Here is a 19,349-nt window from a genome sequence, read left to right as displayed (position 1 = left end):
TTTCTTACCGTCTCAGTATGACTTTATGGTATTCTCCCTTTGCCCCCCAAGCGATCTCGATAGTATAAACTCCAGCGGCTTTTGATTCAAAATAGCTACTCACCAAAGCCCCCATTTCTCGTATTTGATCTACCTGAAATAGCTCATATTGACCGGTCGGAGCGATAACTCGTAGGCTGATCGGCTCATCACGATAGGCAGATGGATCCATGATTTCTATGTTAAAAGGAGATCCTGTGGTAGGATTAGGGAATACTCTCCAATAGGTAATGCCAGGCAGAGGTTCCACCTTGATCGCTCGGGTTTCACTGTAGGCAGAATTTCCCTCGAAATCGACTTGCTTTAATCGGTAGAAGATATTCCCTCCGGCGATTGGGAGGTTAGAATCTCTAAAATCATATTCTACCGGAGCATCTGAGTACCCTTGTCCAGCTAACTCCCCGATCTTTTCCCAAGAAGTGACTGTATTTACAGATCGTTCGATATTGAAATGCGCATTTTCCCATTCTTTGGCAGTAATCCAACTTAGTTCTCCGGTTCTATTAGATTCAGAATATTTTGCATTGAAATAAAGGAATTCTACAGGCAAAATTCGATAAACAATTTGGACGATAACTTTTCCGTTTGAACCATTACCTCCTGAGGTGGAAGAACTTCCTGCGCCACCCCCAGATCCTGAATTGGAAGCTGCATTTTCTCCTGGTCCAGATGGATTTGAATTTCCTCCATCACCAGATCCACCAGATCCTCCATTCCTCCCATTTCCGCCGCCTCCTGCACCATATGAATTACCGGTGGAAGCTATAAATACTCCATTACCACCTTGTCCGCCAGTAGAGGAAGATCCATTTCCGCTTCCATTAGTACCAGGTCCAACTGCACCTCCACCGCCACCACCTTTAGCATTCTGTCCAGGTCCATTGACCAAACCTCCCGCATTTCCATTTCCATTTGAACCCCCATTTCCACTTCCGGATCCACCCTGACCACCACTTGAAGTGTATGCTTGAGAAAAGGATCCGGAATTTAAACTGACAACAGTATTTTCACCCGTTAATCCATTATCGGTATTATTACCTGATTGCTGTGCTCCCTTTCCCCCTTGTCCGATTGTTATCACCAAACTTGCTCCTAAGTTTAAAGTAATTGTTTCAATTTTAACTTGACCACCTCCACCTCCTCCGGCTGCACGCCCGCGTCCGGCACCTCCCCCACCTCCCACTATCACCACCTCAACTTCTGCTACAGCAAAAATCTCATTATTGGGGTCAAATCCAAGAATGTCTGAAAGGTCCGTAATCGTAAAAGATCCGTTTGATGTATAGGTCTTGGTCGCAGTTACAGACCTTAAATATTGGGCACAAGCCTCATTACAAGAAAGTAATGCTTAGGAAAACACAATAAGAGACACAAAAAATTTACTACTCATTAAAGAATTGCTTGGTAAAGAGGGCTTGGGTGAGCTAATAGGATTACTAATTAATCAAATAGGGGTATTTCAAAGATAGTTAGACTTTTATTTAAACGTATAAATTCATTTAAATAAATGTTGTTAGTATAGGTTAAAACGCGCTTCATATTTTGAATATAACTGTTGAATTTCCATGAATTATATACTTCCGATTCGATTCAGCATAAAAACAAAAAGGCTCTTGATTTGTTTAAATCAAGAGCCTTTAAGTGTTAATTGAATTGGAGTGCTACCCGTTCATACTGATCAAGAACTCAGCATTGTCCCGGGTTCCTTTCATTCGGTTGAGATGGAATTCTATCGATTTCTGAGAGTTCATATCCCTCATCAATTTTCTCAGAATCTGCGTTTCGGGATTTGTAATCGTGAAACCCTAACCTAGGATTTGCAATCCGAATAAAAAAAGTCCCTGACTCTCGCGAATCAAGGACCATTTATAGTTAAAAGCTTTTCCAATGTTTTCAAACTTTTGGAAAAGCTATTTTGCTGGCGTAGCAAAGAAAAAAACCGACTTTCTCAAGCCGGTTTCTCATTATATTATTGTTGGAAACGATTATTTCCGTCTCTCAGCATCGGACATCCAACATCGGTCACCCGACTTTCTACCCATTCATACTGATCAAGAACTCCGCATTGTCGCGCGTTCCTTTCATTCTGTTCAAGAGGAATTCCATAGACTCCTGAGAGTTCATATCGCTCATCAGTTTGCGAAGGATCCATACACGCTGCATCTCTTCTTTGTCCATCAAGAGATCCTCACGACGAGTGCCTGAATTAAGCACATCGATGGCAGGATAGATTCTTCTGTTGGAAAGCTTACGGTCAAGTGCAAGTTCCATGTTACCGGTTCCTTTGAATTCTTCAAAGATCACCTCATCCATTTTAGATCCTGTTTCTACAAGAGCTGTAGCAATGATGGTCAATGAACCGCCATTTTCCACGTTACGTGCTGCACCGAAGAAACGCTTTGGTTTGTGCAATGCATTCGCATCCACACCACCGGAAAGGATTTTTCCAGAACTTGGAACCACAGTGTTGTGAGCTCGGGCAAGTCTGGTGATAGAATCCAAAAGAATCACTACATCATGACCTACTTCCACCATACGCTTGGCTTTTTCCAAAACGATATTTGACACTTTCACATGTCTGTCGGCAGTCTCATCAAATGTGGAGGAAATCACCTCTGCTCTCACCGAACGAGCCATATCCGTCACCTCTTCAGGTCGCTCGTCGATCAGCAAGATCATCAAATGAACCTCAGGGTGATTTATCGTAATAGCATTTGCAATCTGCTGTAGCAATACCGTTTTACCGGTTTTTGGCTGAGCCACGATCATACCTCTTTGGCCTTTTCCGATAGGAGCAAAAAGATCTACAACTCTCGTGGAGTATTTGTCTCCTGTGGTAGATAGATTTAATCTTTCTTCAGGGAAAAGTGGAGTTAGGTATTCGAAAGGAACCCGGTCTCTGATTTCATCTGTAGTCTTGCCGTTTACGGTGGCGATCTTCAAAAGAGCGAAATACTTTTCACCTTCTTTGGGAGGGCGTATAGAACCTTTGATATGATCGCCGGTTTTCAAGCCGAAAAGTTTCACTTGGCTTGGAGAGACGTAGATGTCATCCGGTGAAGCTAGGTAGTTGTAATCCAATGAGCGAAGGAAGCCGTAGCCTTCTTGCATCATTTCCAATACGCCTTCATTGTCGATGACTCCGTCGAATTCCCGTGGATTCACGCCTGGACGTCTGCGATTAGAATGAGGAACTGTTTCGGCTGCGGGAGCCATCACCTCATCGGGCGACTTGAAGTTTCTTCTTTTGGGAAGCTCTACTTCCTGCTCAGGCCTAGCTTGAGTAGGAATATTAGCAGGCTTTTCTTCTTTAGTCTCTGTTGTTGTTTCTACTTCTTCAACGGCTTTACGTCTTGGTCTGAAAGTTTTAGGTTCTTCAGCATTTGCTTCAGCTTGTGGCTGAGGTTTTCTTTCAGGGCGTTCTGGCTGAGCTTCTTTTTTTGCTTTCCAATCCGGCTTAGCTTCTTTAGCTCTTGGTTCTGCTGTGTTTTTAGGCTCTTCTGCTGGAGTTTCTTCTGCTTTAGGGATTGCCGTTACGTTTTGTCTTTTGAATTTAGGCTTGTATTCCGGCTCTTCATTTGGTTTGGCAGCTGCAGGTTTTGGGGATTCTACAGGTTTGTCGGATTCTGCAGGTTTTTCAGGTGCTTTTGGTGGCTCTGTGGCTGCTGAAGGTTTCTTTTTTGGCAAGGCTTGCTCTGGGGTGATGGCCTGCTGGTCGAGGATAGCATAGACGAGTTCGTCTTTCTTAAGAGATTTGTGGTTTTTGACACCAAGCTCCTCTGCGATTTCCTTCAGTTCAGACAGTAATCTGACTCTGAGTTCTTCTATGTTGTACATAAAGAGGGTATGAAATAAATAAAATGTGGTAAATGCGGTATTTGAGAACGTGGATGATTTTCTGAGCAAAAAAGATCTGCAGGAAACAACTCAAGTCAAAGCGGGCTGACTTGCTCATACACGGTGATGGCACAATATTAACCCATGAGTTTGTATTAAACAAATATTTGTTTTGTAATTGTGTGATATAGAGAAAAAAGAGAGACGAGAATTTAGATTTAGAGAAAAGAGAATAAGAAGATTGGAGAATGAGAGGTTGGGTATATGGCATAGAGATGCACCGAGTATTTAAGGAGGTACACAGAGATGTGGAGAAAAGATTTAGAGAGAATGATTTCGCCTTAGCTCCTTAGCGGGAGGTATAACTACAAAACCTTCGAGGTTCAATCCCGATGGCTTTACTGGAAACCTCAAAGATTAAATTCGCCACGCCGCTACGCCGCCGCGAGAAACCTGCGCCTTGACGGGAGATCTATTCATTAATCTGCCTAAGAATCACCAAAGATTTCCAGTTTCCCGGATTGTCCAAGTGCTGACTATAAAAGTCGAGTAGGTGATCCAAAAGCTTTTGGCGGAGCAACTTGCCTATCTTGGCTTCATTGGCAAATGAGTCCGTCATAAGTGCTGTCAGGTAATTTTCAGCTTGAACGAGCTCGTTTGGAGAAAATGGCTGTGATCGACTTTCTGTCAAAAAACCCAGTGCTTCTTGGGGAGCAAAGCCCAGAAAGCTGGCTTTCTCGATCAGAAAAACCAGCGGAAATTGTCCGAGATGTACATCTTTGCTGTCTAGTTGGATGATGCAATCTTGCAGAAAATCAAACAGGGATTCGTTCTGATAATTCTCATAGATAGACTTACTGATTACTTCTGTAAGGAAAAGCGCAATCCCCGTCCGGGTAAAATCAAAAGGTATAAGTTGATGTGCTCTATATAGTTGCGCTTCGGAAATCCGTTGCAGTCCACCGTTGTCTTTATCATATACCACAAGATCCAATAATGTCAATGGTTGATATAAAGCTATTTTTGACTTGTTGCCTTGCGTTCGAACGCCGTTTACTAAATAGGATTTAAGACCTAGCTCCCGGGTAAAGATCTTCACTATGATGCTCGTTTCCTTGTATCGAATGGCACCTAGAACTATCCCTTGAGTCTTTTTGAGCATATTTTGAAGTAGTCTATCTACTGCGTTTTTGGGTTGGGGGTGATGATTGGCGGTGGTGACTTCATCATTCGCTATTCATCATTCGACATTCATTATTCAATTGTTATTTTATTGCTGTCAGACTTCGCTGTCCATTATGTCCGTCTCAGAGGAATCGAATGCACTCTCAATTGTAAGTGACATTATTGCCCTCGACTTTCATGCCTTTGGCAAATAGGACGCTTAAACTGACAAAATCGCAATCCAACATCGGTCATCCGACATCCAACACCCTACTATTTTCGATCTTCATAAAAACACTTTCTGCATCGGGCTTCATAGCTTTCCTTTTCTCCAAGTACCACTTTCTCTTTCGCATCTGAGAGTCGAAATGAAAATGCTGCCAAGTCACCACATTTCATGCAAATGGCATTTACTTTAGTGACATATTCCGCAATTGCCATCAGCTTGGGCATTGGCTCAAATGGTTTTCCTTCAAAATCCATATCCAGCCCAGCGAGTATTACACGCTTGCCTTGTCCGGCTAGCTTTTGTGCAACAGTTACTATTTGCTCATCGAAAAACTGAACCTCATCGATTCCCACTACGTCGCAGTCTCCACTGAGTAAAAGGATATCATCTGCGAAATTTACAGGAGTTGATCGGATCGAGTTCTCATTGTGAGAAACTACATCGTTTTCGTCGTAACGTTTATCAATTGATGGCTTGAAAATCTCTACTTTTTGCTTTGCTATTCTGGCACGATTCAGACGCCGAATCAATTCTTCAGTCTTTCCAGAAAACATGGAGCCACAAATCACTTCGATCTGACCTTTATTTCCTGAGGACTTCAGCCTACCAATTGAAGGTTCTATAAACATGCCTGAAACTATTCGCTATAGTCTATATGTGGAAATTTATTTATTTCGCCTACTCGGACAACTATCTCACCAGTAGGAAGGTAAGCTTGGCAGGCCAGCCTTTCTCCACGCCTCAATCTACCCTGCTTGAGGAAATCAAGTTCTGGTTTGGTAGGGGGGGAAAGGTTTTCCTCTCCGGTCTTCAGTATGATTTTGCAAGTGGTACATCGGCCTTTTTTCCCGCAGGCATGCATCCAGTCGATACCATTTTCATGAATAATTTCGATAACTTTACGATGAACGCTACTGGAATTAATCCTCAGATTAAATAGATTTTCTATGACGATTTGAGGCATTTGTTCGTTGACTTTTGTAAACACCACTCTTCAATGATAACTCAAATTAACAGCAATTATTTAGAAAAATACGCCGAAGACTATGCCGCAATTGTTTGCGGGCATTTTTTCTCTTCCAAACAATACATGACGGGTCAGGACATCGTGCAGCTGACCAACAGTGCCCAGGTGAATTTCTTCATTATCAAAAGACTCTTCGAACTGTGGCAAGAGGAGCTTGCCAAGCTCAAAAGCAATCCTTATTTTGATTACCGGGATATCACGGTTCATGAGGCGTTGACTGAGTTTATGAATGTGCTTTCCAGAAGAATCAAAATAGAAAAGGAGCAGTTACAGCCGTTGTTGGAAACATCTGTGCAACAGGCAATCCAAGTTGCTACAGATCCGGTTACCTTTTACCAAAATGAGATTTCTAAAGCACCGTCTGGACAAATCAATGAATTCCTGAAGGAAAATAGAAAGTATTATAAATGGCATTCACAGGCAGTCACTTTTTTAGTAGATAAGACGGGGTTCGGTCATGATGAAAGTGCTTACCTAAGAGCGGTTGCAGCTAATTATCAGGCAATACAGGATTCTTTGGAATCCGTGAATTTGCTTCTGGCAACTCTGGGAGACGTAAAGCCATTTGATTTGGATTTTTATTTGGTTCAGGAATCAGTGGAACCAACTCCTCCTAATAATCCAACTCCGGAGCCGACCAGGGAACAGGAAACCAAAAGCTCATTTTTCGATCAAGTGGAAATAGAAGCCTCAGAAAGTAGGAATGTTACTCCTGAGTATGTGAAAGCAGCGGAACCAGAACCACTGAAAGTAGCTCAGCATTCCTATTCTAATGGTTTGGATTCACATAATTTGAAAGCGAAATTTGAAACGCTCTCTTATAAAGGGATGAAAGGGATAATGGGTGAACTTGCTGAAAGCCTCGCCATCAATCAGCGCTTTATGTTTACCAAAGAGCTTTTTGACGGCAATGCAGATCTACTCAAACATGCGCTGAAATCCTTAGACAAATGTAATTCATTTGATGAGGCCATTGCTTTGGTCAATTCTCGCTATGCAAGTGAATTGGGATGGAAAGCAGAAGCAGAACCGGTACAGGAGTTTCTGTTGCTTGTTTACAGAAAGTTCGAAGTTTAGTCACTTACAAAGTATAAGAGTATAAAGAGCAGGTTTAAAGCTCTTTTTTCTTTTTGTAAATCAAAACTCCTTAATTTATAGGAATTGCTTAATTCTCAGATTATCTTGTTTTTACATGTTGATATTTTTCTGCAAGCCTTTTTTGATCAATGCGTAAGAAACTCCAAGACCTGAAAGACCTTCCTCCGTTAGAACCAGGCATAGATGCCGTGGATAATTATTGGTATCTAATCATGTATTTACGTGATTTGATCAAAGCTTCTGAGATCAAAGCTGGCCTGGTGCTGTCTTTTTATGGTTTACTGATGAATGTCTTTTTCCAGTTTTATGAGCATTTGATCGAGCTGGCATCTGCTGACTTTGTGACTTATGGATTCATGGGACTATGGTTCGTTTTCAGCGTCATTTCTATTTACTACAGTTTCAGATGCTTTATGCCGCAGATTGAGTCCAATTATGACAAAAGCGTATTTTTCTTCGGAAACATTATTTCTTCCTACGGCCCTATCAAAGACTACGTCAAGGAGTTGGAGAAAGTAAGTACAAGCAGGAAACCGCTTTTTGATCAACTGGGTGAGCAGGTTTTCATTAATGCCAAGATCACGGCAACAAAATTCAGAAATGTCAACCTTTCCGTCCGATACTTATCATTTAACATTGGCTTAGTGTTTGTCTTTATATTGTATTATGCACTAAAGACGGCCTTTTAGCCTATAGCCCTGTATCAACCAATGAAAGGATATCGTAGTCTTCGAAAACAAGTTCTATCCAATCTTGCGGCAAATTTACCCAAGACTTTGACCTACCATGCCCTTGATCACACGCTGGATGTGCTTAATGTATGCAATCAATACATAAAGAGAGAAAAGCTTCCCGAAGAAGAAAGATACTTGCTCAGAGCTGGGGCGATTGTACATGATATGGGTTTTCTCAAAGGCTCCGCAAATCATGAAGAAGTGGGGGCGAACATGGCTGAGATTATCTTGAAGGATTTGAGGGTGGATCAAAAAGATATAGAGAAAGTAAAGGGGCTAGTGATGGCTACTAAAATCCCCCAAAACCCAAAAAATCATCTACAGCGAATCATCTGTGATGCGGATTTGGATTACTTAGGAAGGCAAGATTATCCGGAGATTAGTCAGAAATTATTCGAGGAACTAAAGAATATGAATGTGATCTCTAGCGCTCAGCAGTGGAAGGATCTTCAGATTAATTTTTTAAAAGCGCATCAATATCACACCCCGTTTGCAATTAAAAATAGAGAACCTCAGAAGCAAGTCTGGCTCAATAAACTGCTAGCTTCTTAACCCATTCGTCCTAGCTGAAGTGCTCTTGAGCTATCCATTTTGATGAAAATGAACAGTAAAATTGTGAATGACCAAAGTGACGATCCCCCATAACTGAAGAATGGCAACGGGATTCCTACCACAGGAAATAATCCGATTGTCATGGCGATATTGATCATGAAGTGAAACATCAAAATAGATATCACGCAGTACCCATATATCCTGCTAAATCTATTCTTTTGGCGCTCAGCCATAATTACCAGCCTAGTAAGCAAAGTCACAAACAAAGCAATGACTATGAAGCTACCAAGCCAGCCAAATTCTTCGCCCAAAGTGCAAAAGATGAAATCGGTATGTTGCTCCGGAACAAAATCAAACTTGGTTTGAGTGCCCTGCAGATAGCCTTTCCCAGCAAGTCCGCCAGAGCCAATAGCGATTTTGGATTGAGTAACATTCCAGCCGGCTCCAAGCGGATCAAGGTCTGGATTGAAGAGTACCATGATTCTGTTTTGCTGGTGCTCGGGAAGCTTGGATACTACAAAATCAAGACTATACGTAAATGCTATTACTGCTATTCCTATTACACTGAAAGCAATTATCTGCTGGGGTGTCTTTTTCCCCATCAGGATTAGGATGACGACTATTACCACAATCGCACCAGCTAAATAAAGATTGTTTTCTATTCCTAACGCGAGTAAAACCAGTGCAATTAAGCTAATGCCAAGCACGAAGTATTTTTGCGGCAGCCCCTCTCGATAGAACATGATGAGCATGGAAAAATACACCATGGCCGTACCTGTATCTGGCTGGAGGATAATCAAAATTACCGGGACTAATAGCACCGCAAATGCCCGAAGTTGATATTGGGTTTTGGAAAGATCAAAGGTCGGTCTTTCCATGAATTTGGCGAGAGCCAAAGCCGTTGCAAATTTTGCAAACTCCCCAGCTTGGATCCGGAAAGAACCAACTCCAATGGCAAGTACCTGCCCATTTACTGCTTTCCCCAAAATCGGCGTCAGCAGTAATAACACTAGGAATACCAGATAAATAGGGATAGCTAGATTTTCAAACAGCCTGTAATCGGCAGCCATGATCACGATGATGATTGCCATGGCAGTTCCTATCCAGACAAGCTGCTTTCCGGAATTGATGGAGAAATCAAAAATGCTTTTATCTACCTGGCCATCATAGACAGCAGCATAGATATTAAACCAGCCTACCATCACCAATGCGAAATAGATCATAACGGTGATCCAATCCACCCGATTTATGTTGATATCCGTCTCGCGCATTAATAAATGAAATTTCCCGCTATGACATATTTCTCCAAATCAGGTCTGGAGATACTGTCTCTGAGGTATTTTTCTATCATCAGAGAAGCCGTACTTGCTGCGGCTCTACCTCCCCAGCCAGCATTTTCCACATAGACAGCAATTGCTATTTGCGGGTTTTCTTTTGGGGCAAAAGCAATGAATACAGAGTGATCTTCACCGTGTGGGTTTTGTGCCGTTCCAGTTTTACCTGCGATCTGTATGTCCTTCATGATAGCTCGCTGGGCAGTGCCGTATAACGCTTGAACCATAGCATCCTGCACCATGTCAAAATGATGTGCATCCACGCCCACTTCGTGTTTGGTAAGGTATTGCTGAGGGATTTGACTTTTGTCACCGTCTATTGCTCTTATCAAGTGAGGAGTGTAGTAATAGCCCTTGTTTGCGAAGATCGCTGCCAAATTGGCCATCTGAATTGGAGTGACTAGTAATTCTCCTTGACCAATTGAAAGTGAATAAATAGTGGAATATTTCCAGCGACCATTGCCATAGAAATGGTCGTAATACTTACTGGAAGGAACATCTCCGCCTTTTTCATTTGGCATATCTATTCCTAAAGTGCCGCCTAGTCCAAATTTCAGCACATTATCACGCCAGGCATTTAATCCAATCTCAGTGTCCTTATAGGTATTACTGGAAACTTCCTGATTGATGATTTGGCGGAAAGCCTGATGATAGTAAGGATTACAAGAATTTCGGATCGCGCCGAATAGATTTAAAGGAGATGGGTGATTGTGACAAGCTACCAAGGACTTATTGCAAGCGAAAGTAGTTTCAGGAGTCAAAACACCTTCCTGAAGACCAATTAAACTCTGAACAATCTTGAAAATAGAACCGGGAGGATAGGTCGCCATTATGGGACGATTGAATAGTGGCTTTGTCTCCAGCGCATTTAGTGCTGTATAGCTTTTGCTAAACTCTGAGCCAGTAAGCGTATTTGGGTCATAGAAAGGAGCGGAAATCATGGAGAGGATTTCTCCTGTTTTAGGCTCAATAGCCACAACAGATCCTGTCTTTCCCATCATAAGCAATTCGCCATACTTCTGGAGCTCCATATCTATGGAAGAGTTGATATTATGACCTGCAACAGATGCGGTGTCATACTCCCCATCTTTGAAGGGGCCTTTATCTACTCCACGTACGTTGACCATTTTGTATTTCACTCCTTTTTTGCCTCGCATCTCATCCTCGTAGAAGCGTTCCATTCCACTCAGACCTACATAGTCCCCTTGCACATAGTAGCCTGAGCTGTCACGTTCCAGCTGTCTGCCGCTGATCTCACCTATGTATCCTAAGGCATGAGCAGCCACTGGCTCTGGATAGGAGCGGACAGACCGAGTCATGATAAATAAGCCTGGGTAATCGATCAGAAAATCCTGAATTCTGGCAAATTCATTGGTGGAGATCTGCTTGATGAAAGTGGATGGTTTGACGTAGGAATATTTTCGCGCAGCCTGATATGATTCGATCAAGTGCTCTTTAGTAATCCCAAAAAGCTCTAAGAAACGGGTAGTATCTCCCATTTCAAATTCTTTCGGAACGATCATTAAATCAAAAATAGGATTGTTATAAACCAACAATTTTCCATTGCGGTCATAGACTAATCCACGATAGGGGTGATCTACTACTCGTTGAATAGCGTTTCGCTCAGCTCTTTTGAGAAAGCTGTCGTCCATCACTTGTATCATAAAAAGCTTGGTCAAAAGAACCACAGCTATTAAGAAAACAAAGATGATTATTACTACGGGCCTTTGGTCGTTCATCAGATTCCTCTCCTGCGTTTGAAGAACAGTAGTTGTACAATTATAGCCAAAATGACTGTGAATATCGAGGAGAAAAGACTTTTGTTTAACACGCCAAACAATCCTCCGGTTCCCCACTGATCGGCAATGAAAAACATCAGTGAAAAGACAAAAACCAAAGGCAATGAATAGCTAATGTACCAACCAATTCCCATTGCAGGGAAGGTAGGATTGTTAGCGTCATCATAGCCGCCATTGGGACTGATAGCTTTGAGCCAGTAGGTTCGCAGGAACGCCAAGAGTGTGGCCGCAGCAGCATGAAGTCCAAGTGTGTCGTAGAACACGTCGATAAGTAGGCCTAGTCCGAAGCTGATTAAGATCAAGGGAAAGCTTCGCATGTTGATAGGAAAACTCAGTATAGCCAATAGGTATATGAAACAGAAGGCTACACCAAAAAGCGCAAGGTTTTTCAGCAGGAGTATCTGTACCAAGCACAGGCAAATCACCAGGAAGACGTGAGTGATCAGATTTCTAAAATTCATTTTCTATTTCTGATTGCTTGTAAAGCGTATCAAGCTCAGCCAATTGAGTATTTTCTACCAAATAGACATAATGAGCTTTGCTAAAATCTACGCTAAGATGTATTACTACATCCAAGTAGTTTGGGTCTTCGCTTTGATTTACGCTTTCAATGATGCCAACTAGAATTCCTTCTGGGAATACTGCACTGTATCCAGTTGTGACGACCGTATCCCCAGGGTTCGCAGTCACGTGCCGAGGAACATACAGTAGTTTGGTTTTGTTGGAGTCTTTTCCATCCCATTTTGCGGTACCAAAAGAATCATTGGTTTTGATTTTGGAGGAAAGGTTCATTTCTGTGTTCAGCAGTGAAATGGCTACTGAGTAATTTTCAGAAACTGACTTCACTCTTCCTATTACACCTTGCTCATTGAATACTCCCATTCCCGGCTTTACACCATCGTAAGACCCTTTGTTTAGGGTAATATGATTTTGTGCAAAACGCAGGGAGTTACTAATAATCCTGGCTCCTTTGAAATTGAATTGTGCTTCAAATGCAGAATCCAACTTGATAGTTGCACTATCAGGAATTGCATTCATGGTTTTAAGCTCCTCAAGCAATCCGGCATTTTCGCTGAGTAGCGCTTCATTTGCCTCTGCAAGGGAAAAGAAATCCACGACGTCTGAGCGGGTCTTGAGAACAGATCCGGTTACTGCATTGGAACTATTATAGAAAGCTGCACCCTGAGGTGAATTATTGGAGACAATTAATCCTATCGCCAATACTTCAAGCAAAACAAACAAGAGAAAAGACCTTAGACTATAAAGGAATTGAAGGATGCGTAGCATTCGGGGTTTAAGTCATCAATACTGTTCGGAAATTCTGTACGTTTTTCAAGGCTGTGCCTGTTCCTCTCACCACAGCTCTCAGTGGATCTTCTGCGATATGAATTGGAAGTTTGGTCTTCTGATGAAGCCTTTTGTCAAGGCCTTTCAGCAAAGCGCCACCGCCAGTAAGGTGAATACCATTGTCATAGATATCAGCAGAAAGTTCAGGTGGAGAAATCTCCAATGCTTTCAGTACAGCTTCTTCTATTTTCGAAACTGATTTGTCCAGAGAGAAAGCAATTTCAGAATAAGAAACTTTGATCACCTTAGGAATACCAGTCATCAAGTCACGACCTCTGATCTCGTAATCTTCCGGTGGATCGTCGAGCTCTGTCAAGGCCGAACCAATTGCTATTTTTACTTTTTCAGCAGATCGCTCACCGATTAGCAAGTTGTGCTGACGACGCATGTAGTCCAAAATGTCTTTGGTGAATGTGTCACCTGCAACTCTGATAGACTGATCGGCTACGATACCAGAAAGAGCGATCAATGCGATCTCAGTAGTACCACCTCCGATATCCACAATCATGGATCCCATTGGTTTCTCTATGTCGATCCCGATACCGATAGCCGCAGCGATCGGTTCGTAAATCATATAAACTTCTTTTGCGCCAGCGTGCTCGGCAGAGTCACGCACTGCTCTTTTTTCCACCTCGGTAATTCCAGAAGGAATACAGATCACCATGCGGTGAGACTGTGGGAATAAGCCTTTCTTCTGACCAGGGATCATTTTGATCAATCCTCTGATCATTTGCTCTGCGGCGTAGAAATCGGCGATTACCCCATCTTTCAGTGGACGGATGGTTTTTATGTTTTCATGCGTTTTCTCATGCATGTTCATTGCTTCACGACCCACGGCCAATACTCGATTGGTAGTTTTGTCAATTGCGATGATGGAAGGTTCGTCTACTACAATTTTATCTTTATGAATGATCAGGGTATTTGCGGTACCGAGGTCAATTGCAATATCACTAGAGAAAAAGTCAAATAATCCCATTTTTAGGTATTGATTGTATTTACTGGAGTTGAGAGTTTAATATACTATGCTAAGCATTCATATTAAACGAGGGTCGGCAAAATTATTATCTTAATGGGACAAATTTGATAGAATCGGGATATATTTTGGTAACAAAATCAAATGACTTAAAAGGGGCTTTAGTTTGGCGAAGTTTTTTAACAGAAAAAAAACCTAATTATCTCTATCTCTTGATTTAGGAGGTGCTTTGTTTTTACTGCAAAATTATTTTACCTTTGCGTCGTATTCGAAAGTTTCTGGAGGGGACACCATATGGTCCCCTCTTTCATTATACATACTATGACTGAATTGAAGCAAGCTATCGAAGAGATTGTAGAGAAGCATCTTCCCGATGAGAATCATTTCATCGTAGAGGTGAAGATGTCTGAGAAATCGGGTAAAAAGCTTCTCAACATCCTTCTGGACGCTGATGTAGGTGTGACTATCCAAGCTTGCGCTAAGCTAAGCAGGGCGGTTTCGGAAGAGCTGGAGGCAAAAGATATGATGCCTGAGGCTTATATTCTGGAGGTTTCTTCCCCAGGGCTAGACTTTCCTTTGAGTAGTAGGAGACAATTTCAGAAAAATATCAACAGGGAGCTAAAGATTTCTTTGACTTCGGGAGAAGAAATTCAAGGCAAACTACTGGAGGTATCTGAAATCGGCGTAAAAGTACTGGTGAAAAAGAAAAAGGAAAAGGGCAAAAAAGCCACAGAGGAGGAAGTTTCTCTTCCTTTTGAAGAGATGAAGAAATCAATTGTACAAGTATCTTTTAAATAAATCAAATGGATGCCAAAGTCTTAATAGAATCCTTCGCTGAATTTGCGAGATCTAAAAATGTGGATCGACCTACGATGATCCGTATCTTGGAAGATGTGTTCAGAGCGATGATTCGCAAGAAGTTTGAAACAGATGAAAACTTCGATGTGACCATTAACGCTGATCAAGGTGACCTTGAGATATTCCGTATCCGCGAAATTGTCGACGACGATTCTGAGGATATTTGGGATTTAGACAAAATCAGCTTTGCGGAAGCCCGTAAAATCGAACCGGATTTTGAAATAGGTGAAGAGGTTTACGAGAAAATTGAGCTGGAGGCTTTCGGAAGACGTGCTGTGCAGATGGCTCGTCAGACATTGATCCAGAGAATCAAAGACCTCGAAAAAGATATTCTTTATAGTAAGTATGAAGAGCTGGTAGGAGAGATCGTAAGTGCTGAGGTTTACCAGATTCTGGGAAGAGAGATACTTCTGATGGATGGTGATGGCAACGAACTGATTTTGCCAAAGGCAGAGCAGATCTCTAAGGATCGCTTCAGGAAAGGGGATACCGTGAAGGCAATAGTCCACAGAGTGGATATGTCTAATGGTAATCCAAAGATCATACTTTCTAGAACTTCTCCGATTTTCTTAGAACGCTTGTTTGAGAATGAAGTGCCAGAGGTATATGATGGATTGATTACAATTATCAAAATTGTAAGAGAGCCAGGAGAAAGAGCCAAAGTTGCGGTGGAATCTTACGATGATCGTATTGATCCAGTTGGAGCTTGTGTGGGAATGAAAGGATCAAGAATTCATGCTGTGGTAAGAGAACTGCAGAATGAAAATATTGATGTGATCAATTTCACAGAAAACTTGGATCTTTATGTCACTCGAGCATTGAGTCCTGCCAAGGTTTCTTCCATCACTGCGAATGAGGAGACAAAGAGAATATCAGTATTCCTTAAGCCAGACCAAGTATCACTTGCTATCGGTAAAGGTGGATATAATATCAAACTTGCGAGTAGATTGATTGGTTATGAGATCGATGTATTCCGTGAGTTGAATGAGAGCGAAGAAGAAGATGTTGATTTGAGAGAGTTTGTCGATGAAATCGACAGCTGGATCATCGACGAATTAAAAAAGACAGGCTTAGATACTGCAAAAAGCGTATTGAGCTTGACTAAAGAGGACCTGACTCGAAGAACAGAACTTGAAGAAGAAACTGTTGATGAGATATTCAGGATTCTCGGACAAGAATTTGATCAATAAAGCGGGAAATAATCCCCGTATAATACCCTAATTATTTAAGATTTCGAAAGAAGTTTTTGCTTATGTCAGAAGAAAAAATGATGCGTTTAGGCCAAATAGCCAGAAAACTCAACGTGGGTACGGCAACCATAGTTGAGTCCTTGGCTAAAAAGGGCTATGAGGTGGAGAATAATCCTAATTCAAAAATCAACATGAATCAAGTTGAGATGCTGAATAAGGAATTCAAATCTTCTGCCCTGGATAAAGAGGAGGCTTCACACCTCTCTATAGGGAAACGCCATGAGCCTATTTCAATAGAGCCTGAAACTCCAAAAGAGGAGCCAAAGCCTAAGCCAGCGCCACCAGCGCCTGCGCCAGCTCCAACTCCAGCGCCTGCTCCCAAAGCAGTCGAGGAGCCAAAGCCAGCAGCCTCGACACCAACTCCAGCTCCTGCCAATAAAGCAGCTGAGGAGACTAAGTCAGCGCCGTCTTCTACACCTACTCCGCCTGCCGAGCCGGAGAAAGTTTCTGCCGAAACTCCTAAATTAGAGGGTATTAAAGTTTTGGGTAAAATTGACCTGAGTAAAAACACTGCTCCAGTGCCGAGGCATAAGCAGCAGCAAGGTCAAAACAAGTATGGTCAAAAGCATGGAGACACTAGAAAGCCGCATCCTGCTCAACAGTCCAGACCTCAGCCAAAACCAGCTCAGGAAGCGAGAAAGCCGAATGTTCCTCCAGCACCGCAGGTTAGAAAGGAACAGCCTAAGCCAGCTCCACAACAACCTACTCCTACTGCCCCTGCGGCTCCAGCTGCAAAGGATCAGTTAATTTCTGCTAAAGCAGAGTCTCTCAAAGGACTTACTGTATTAGGTAAAATAGAACTCCCAGCAGATCGACCTAAGAAAAAAGGTGGTCCAGTAGCTTCTTCTGATGAAAGAGGAAGAGATAAAAAGCGACCACGTAAGCGCATAGATAAGCCAGGAGGACCAGGACAAGGAAATCGTCCTGCGGGAGGCCCGGGCAACCGTCCTCATCCTGCCGGAAATCGTCCGGGTGGAAATCAACAAAGAAGCGGTCCTCCGGTCAGAGTTCAAAAAGCTGAACCTACTCAGAAGGAAATCCAAGATCAGATCAAGCAAACTTTAGCTCGTCTTCAAGGCAAAAGTGCCGGCGGAGGAAAAGGTAAAAGTCGTAGAGATAAGAAAGCCGAAAGAGATAGAGATGTAGATTTTGAAACAGATGAGGTTAAAATCTTAAAGGTTACTGAATTTATCTCAGCAAATGATCTTGCTTCATTGATGGATCTTTCTGTAAATCAGGTAATTTCCGCTTGTATGTCTTTGGGCATGTTCGTTTCTATTAACCAGCGATTAGATGCAGAAGCAATTACAATTATTGCGGACGAGTTCGGCTATGAAGTAGAATTCACCAAATCAATTGAAGATGAAATTGAGGTTGACGAAGCTGATTTGCCAGAACAACTATTAGAAAGAGCACCAATCGTGACCATCATGGGTCACGTCGATCACGGTAAGACTTCTTTGCTAGATTTCATCCGTAAGTCCAAAGTGACTGCTGATGAAGCAGGTGGAATTACTCAGCACATCGGTGCTTACGATGTAATGACTAAGACAGGCAACAAGATTGCTTTCCTAGATACTCCAGGTCACGAAGCCTTTACTGCGATGCGTGCCCGTGGAGCTAAAATAACCGATATCGCAATTATTGTAATTGCAGCTGATGATAACATCATGCCTCAGACTAAGGAAGCCATCAACCACGCGCAAGTGGCAGGTGTTCCTATGATCTTTGCGATTAATAAAATAGACAGACCAAACGCCAATCCCGCCAAGATCAAAGAAGAGCTTGCTAATATGAATCTCTTGATTGAAGAGTGGGGCGGAAAATACCAATCCCAAGATATCTCTGCAAAAACAGGTGAAGGTATCGATGACCTTCTAGAAAAAGTACTTCTTGAAGCGGAAGTATTGGAACTTACTGCCAATCCTGATAAAAATGCCGCTGGTACAGTTATCGAAGCTTCCTTAGATAAAGGACGTGGGTATGTCTCTACTATTATGGTTCAGGCGGGTACGTTGAGAGTTGGAGATATAATCCTTGCAGGTCAGCATTACGGTCGTGTGAAAGCGATGTTTGATCATAAAGGTAAAAAGTTGAAAGAAGCTGGACCATCTACACCTGTTCAGGTACTAGGTCTTGGTGGAGCTCCACAAGCAGGCGATATCATTAAAGTTTACGGCACAGAGCGTGAAGCTAGAGATATAGCTAACTCAAGAGAGCAAATCCAGAGAGAGCAAAGTTTACGAACTAAGAAGCATATTACGTTGGATGAGATCGGTCGTCGTTTGGCTATCGGTAGCTTCAAGGAATTGAATATCATCATCAAAGGTGACGTGGATGGATCAGTAGAAGCACTTTCCGATTCACTATTGAAACTTTCTAAAGATGAAGTGAAGGTGAGTATTATCCATAAAGGCGTTGGCCAGATCTCTGAATCTGATGTATTGCTAGCTTCTGCTTCTGATGCGATTATCCTGGGATTCCAAGTGAGACCTTCTTCCAACGCGAAGAAACTAGCAGAGCAGGAAGAGATCGAAATCAGACATTACTCGATCATTTACGATGCGATCAACCAGATCAAAGATGCAATCGAGGGTATGCTTGAGCCTACATTTGAAGAAATAATTACTGGTAATATCCAAGTAAGAGAAGTCTTCAAAATCACGAAGATCGGAACTGTTGCAGGTTCGTACGTTACGGATGGTTTCATTACCAGAAAAAACAAGATCCGTGTAATCAGAGACGGTATCGTAATTCATGAAGGAGAGATAGATCAATTGAAGCGATTCAAAGACGATGTAGCTGAAGTGAAAGCTGGTTACGAATGTGGTATTTCAATCAAGAATTTCAATAACATTGAAATTGAGGATACAATCGAAGGTTATGAAATGAAGGAGATCAAGCGTAAGAAATAATTTTCGCTTAGATATAGAAATGAAGAGGAACAGCATTGCTGTTCCTTTTTTAGTTTTACCTCATGATGTCTGCAATTCTAATCCTGCTTTGGTTTCTTTTCTATTTTTCTCTGGTTAGCCTGGTTGCTGGAATGATCCGCCCGGTGTTTGTACTTTGGTTTATGGACAGGATGAATCGTCTCAAAGTCCTAAA

General features: G+C 42.2%; 16 protein-coding genes. 6 read left to right on the top strand and 10 right to left on the bottom strand.

Annotated elements, in window-relative coordinates:
• Nucleotides 1-4: 4 nt before the first annotated feature.
• The 5 genes from BVH04_RS04255 to BVH04_RS04230 form a co-directional block, all read right to left on the bottom strand.
• The gene (locus BVH04_RS04255; protein ID WP_449353820.1) at nt 5-1,255 is read right to left on the bottom strand and encodes a glycine-rich domain-containing protein; all 1,251 of its coding nucleotides are present in this window, start codon (nt 1,253-1,255) and stop codon (nt 5-7) included.
• An 818-nt stretch (nt 1,256-2,073) separates the two neighbouring features.
• On the bottom strand, nt 2,074-3,876 hold the full coding sequence (rho, locus tag BVH04_RS04245) for a transcription termination factor Rho (RefSeq protein ID WP_086540082.1): 1,803 nt from the start codon (nt 3,874-3,876) through the stop codon (nt 2,074-2,076).
• Between the two features lie 472 nt (nt 3,877-4,348).
• Entirely contained in the window at nt 4,349-5,038 is a 690-nt protein-coding gene (recO, locus tag BVH04_RS04240) for a DNA repair protein RecO (RefSeq protein ID WP_086540081.1), read from the bottom strand.
• A 275-nt stretch (nt 5,039-5,313) separates the two neighbouring features.
• Entirely contained in the window at nt 5,314-5,898 is a 585-nt protein-coding gene (locus BVH04_RS04235; RefSeq protein ID WP_086540080.1) for a thymidine kinase, read from the bottom strand.
• Nucleotides 5,899-5,906: 8 nt separating this feature from the next.
• Nucleotides 5,907-6,233: a 2Fe-2S iron-sulfur cluster-binding protein gene (locus BVH04_RS04230; protein WP_086540130.1), complete on the bottom strand. Its 327-nt coding sequence runs from the start codon at nt 6,231-6,233 to the stop codon at nt 5,907-5,909.
• A gap of 33 nt (nt 6,234-6,266) precedes the next feature.
• Between BVH04_RS04230 and BVH04_RS04225 the strand changes: the two genes are divergently transcribed.
• From BVH04_RS04225 to BVH04_RS04215, 3 genes are all read left to right on the top strand, one after another.
• The gene (locus BVH04_RS04225) at nt 6,267-7,373 is read left to right on the top strand and encodes a hypothetical protein (RefSeq protein ID WP_086540079.1); all 1,107 of its coding nucleotides are present in this window, start codon (nt 6,267-6,269) and stop codon (nt 7,371-7,373) included.
• 149 nt (nt 7,374-7,522) lie between these two features.
• Entirely contained in the window at nt 7,523-8,083 is a 561-nt protein-coding gene (locus tag BVH04_RS04220) for a Pycsar system effector family protein (protein WP_086540078.1), read from the top strand.
• Nucleotides 8,084-8,104: 21 nt separating this feature from the next.
• The gene (locus BVH04_RS04215) at nt 8,105-8,680 is read left to right on the top strand and encodes an HD domain-containing protein (protein WP_086540077.1); all 576 of its coding nucleotides are present in this window, start codon (nt 8,105-8,107) and stop codon (nt 8,678-8,680) included.
• On the opposite strand, the gene rodA is transcribed toward BVH04_RS04215, so the two are convergent.
• From rodA to BVH04_RS04190, 5 genes are read right to left on the bottom strand one after another with little or no spacing between them, the layout of a single operon-like run.
• Nucleotides 8,677-9,951 (bottom strand): rod shape-determining protein RodA, encoded by a 1,275-nt coding sequence (gene rodA, locus BVH04_RS04210; RefSeq protein ID WP_086540076.1) that lies wholly within the window; start codon nt 9,949-9,951, stop codon nt 8,677-8,679. The two genes, BVH04_RS04215 and rodA, sit on opposite strands and share 4 nt — an antisense overlap.
• Nucleotides 9,951-11,753 carry a penicillin-binding protein 2 gene (gene mrdA / locus BVH04_RS04205; protein ID WP_086540075.1) on the bottom strand — a complete coding sequence of 601 codons (1,803 nt, stop codon included), beginning with the start codon at nt 11,751-11,753 and terminating at the stop codon, nt 9,951-9,953. Before mrdA ends, rodA begins: the two co-directional genes overlap by 1 nt.
• Nucleotides 11,753-12,274, bottom strand: coding sequence for a rod shape-determining protein MreD (locus BVH04_RS04200; RefSeq protein WP_086540074.1), 522 nt, complete (start codon nt 12,272-12,274; stop codon nt 11,753-11,755). Before BVH04_RS04200 ends, mrdA begins: the two co-directional genes overlap by 1 nt.
• Nucleotides 12,264-13,100, bottom strand: a complete 837-nt coding sequence (gene mreC / locus BVH04_RS04195; RefSeq protein WP_086540073.1) for a rod shape-determining protein MreC — start codon at nt 13,098-13,100, stop codon at nt 12,264-12,266. The genes BVH04_RS04200 and mreC overlap by 11 nt, the downstream gene beginning before the upstream one ends.
• A gap of 7 nt (nt 13,101-13,107) precedes the next feature.
• The gene (locus tag BVH04_RS04190; protein WP_086502068.1) at nt 13,108-14,136 is read right to left on the bottom strand and encodes a rod shape-determining protein; all 1,029 of its coding nucleotides are present in this window, start codon (nt 14,134-14,136) and stop codon (nt 13,108-13,110) included.
• A 318-nt stretch (nt 14,137-14,454) separates the two neighbouring features.
• Between BVH04_RS04190 and BVH04_RS04185 the strand changes: the two genes are divergently transcribed.
• The 3 genes from BVH04_RS04185 to infB all read left to right on the top strand — a co-directional run bounded on the left by BVH04_RS04185 (nt 14,455) and on the right by infB (nt 19,156).
• Nucleotides 14,455-14,931: a ribosome maturation factor RimP gene (locus tag BVH04_RS04185; protein WP_086540072.1), complete on the top strand. Its 477-nt coding sequence runs from the start codon at nt 14,455-14,457 to the stop codon at nt 14,929-14,931.
• Nucleotides 14,932-14,936: 5 nt separating this feature from the next.
• Nucleotides 14,937-16,181 carry a transcription termination factor NusA gene (gene nusA / locus BVH04_RS04180; RefSeq protein WP_086540071.1) on the top strand — a complete coding sequence of 415 codons (1,245 nt, stop codon included), beginning with the start codon at nt 14,937-14,939 and terminating at the stop codon, nt 16,179-16,181.
• Between the two features lie 62 nt (nt 16,182-16,243).
• Complete coding sequence (infB, locus tag BVH04_RS04175; protein ID WP_086540070.1) at nt 16,244-19,156, top strand: translation initiation factor IF-2; 2,913 nt, start codon at nt 16,244-16,246, stop codon at nt 19,154-19,156.
• Nucleotides 19,157-19,349 lie beyond the last annotated feature (193 nt).

It is taken from the genome of Algoriphagus antarcticus (assembly GCF_002150685.1).
Taxonomy (GTDB): domain Bacteria; phylum Bacteroidota; class Bacteroidia; order Cytophagales; family Cyclobacteriaceae; genus Algoriphagus; species Algoriphagus antarcticus.
This window is presented reverse-complemented; position numbering and strand designations above follow the sequence as displayed.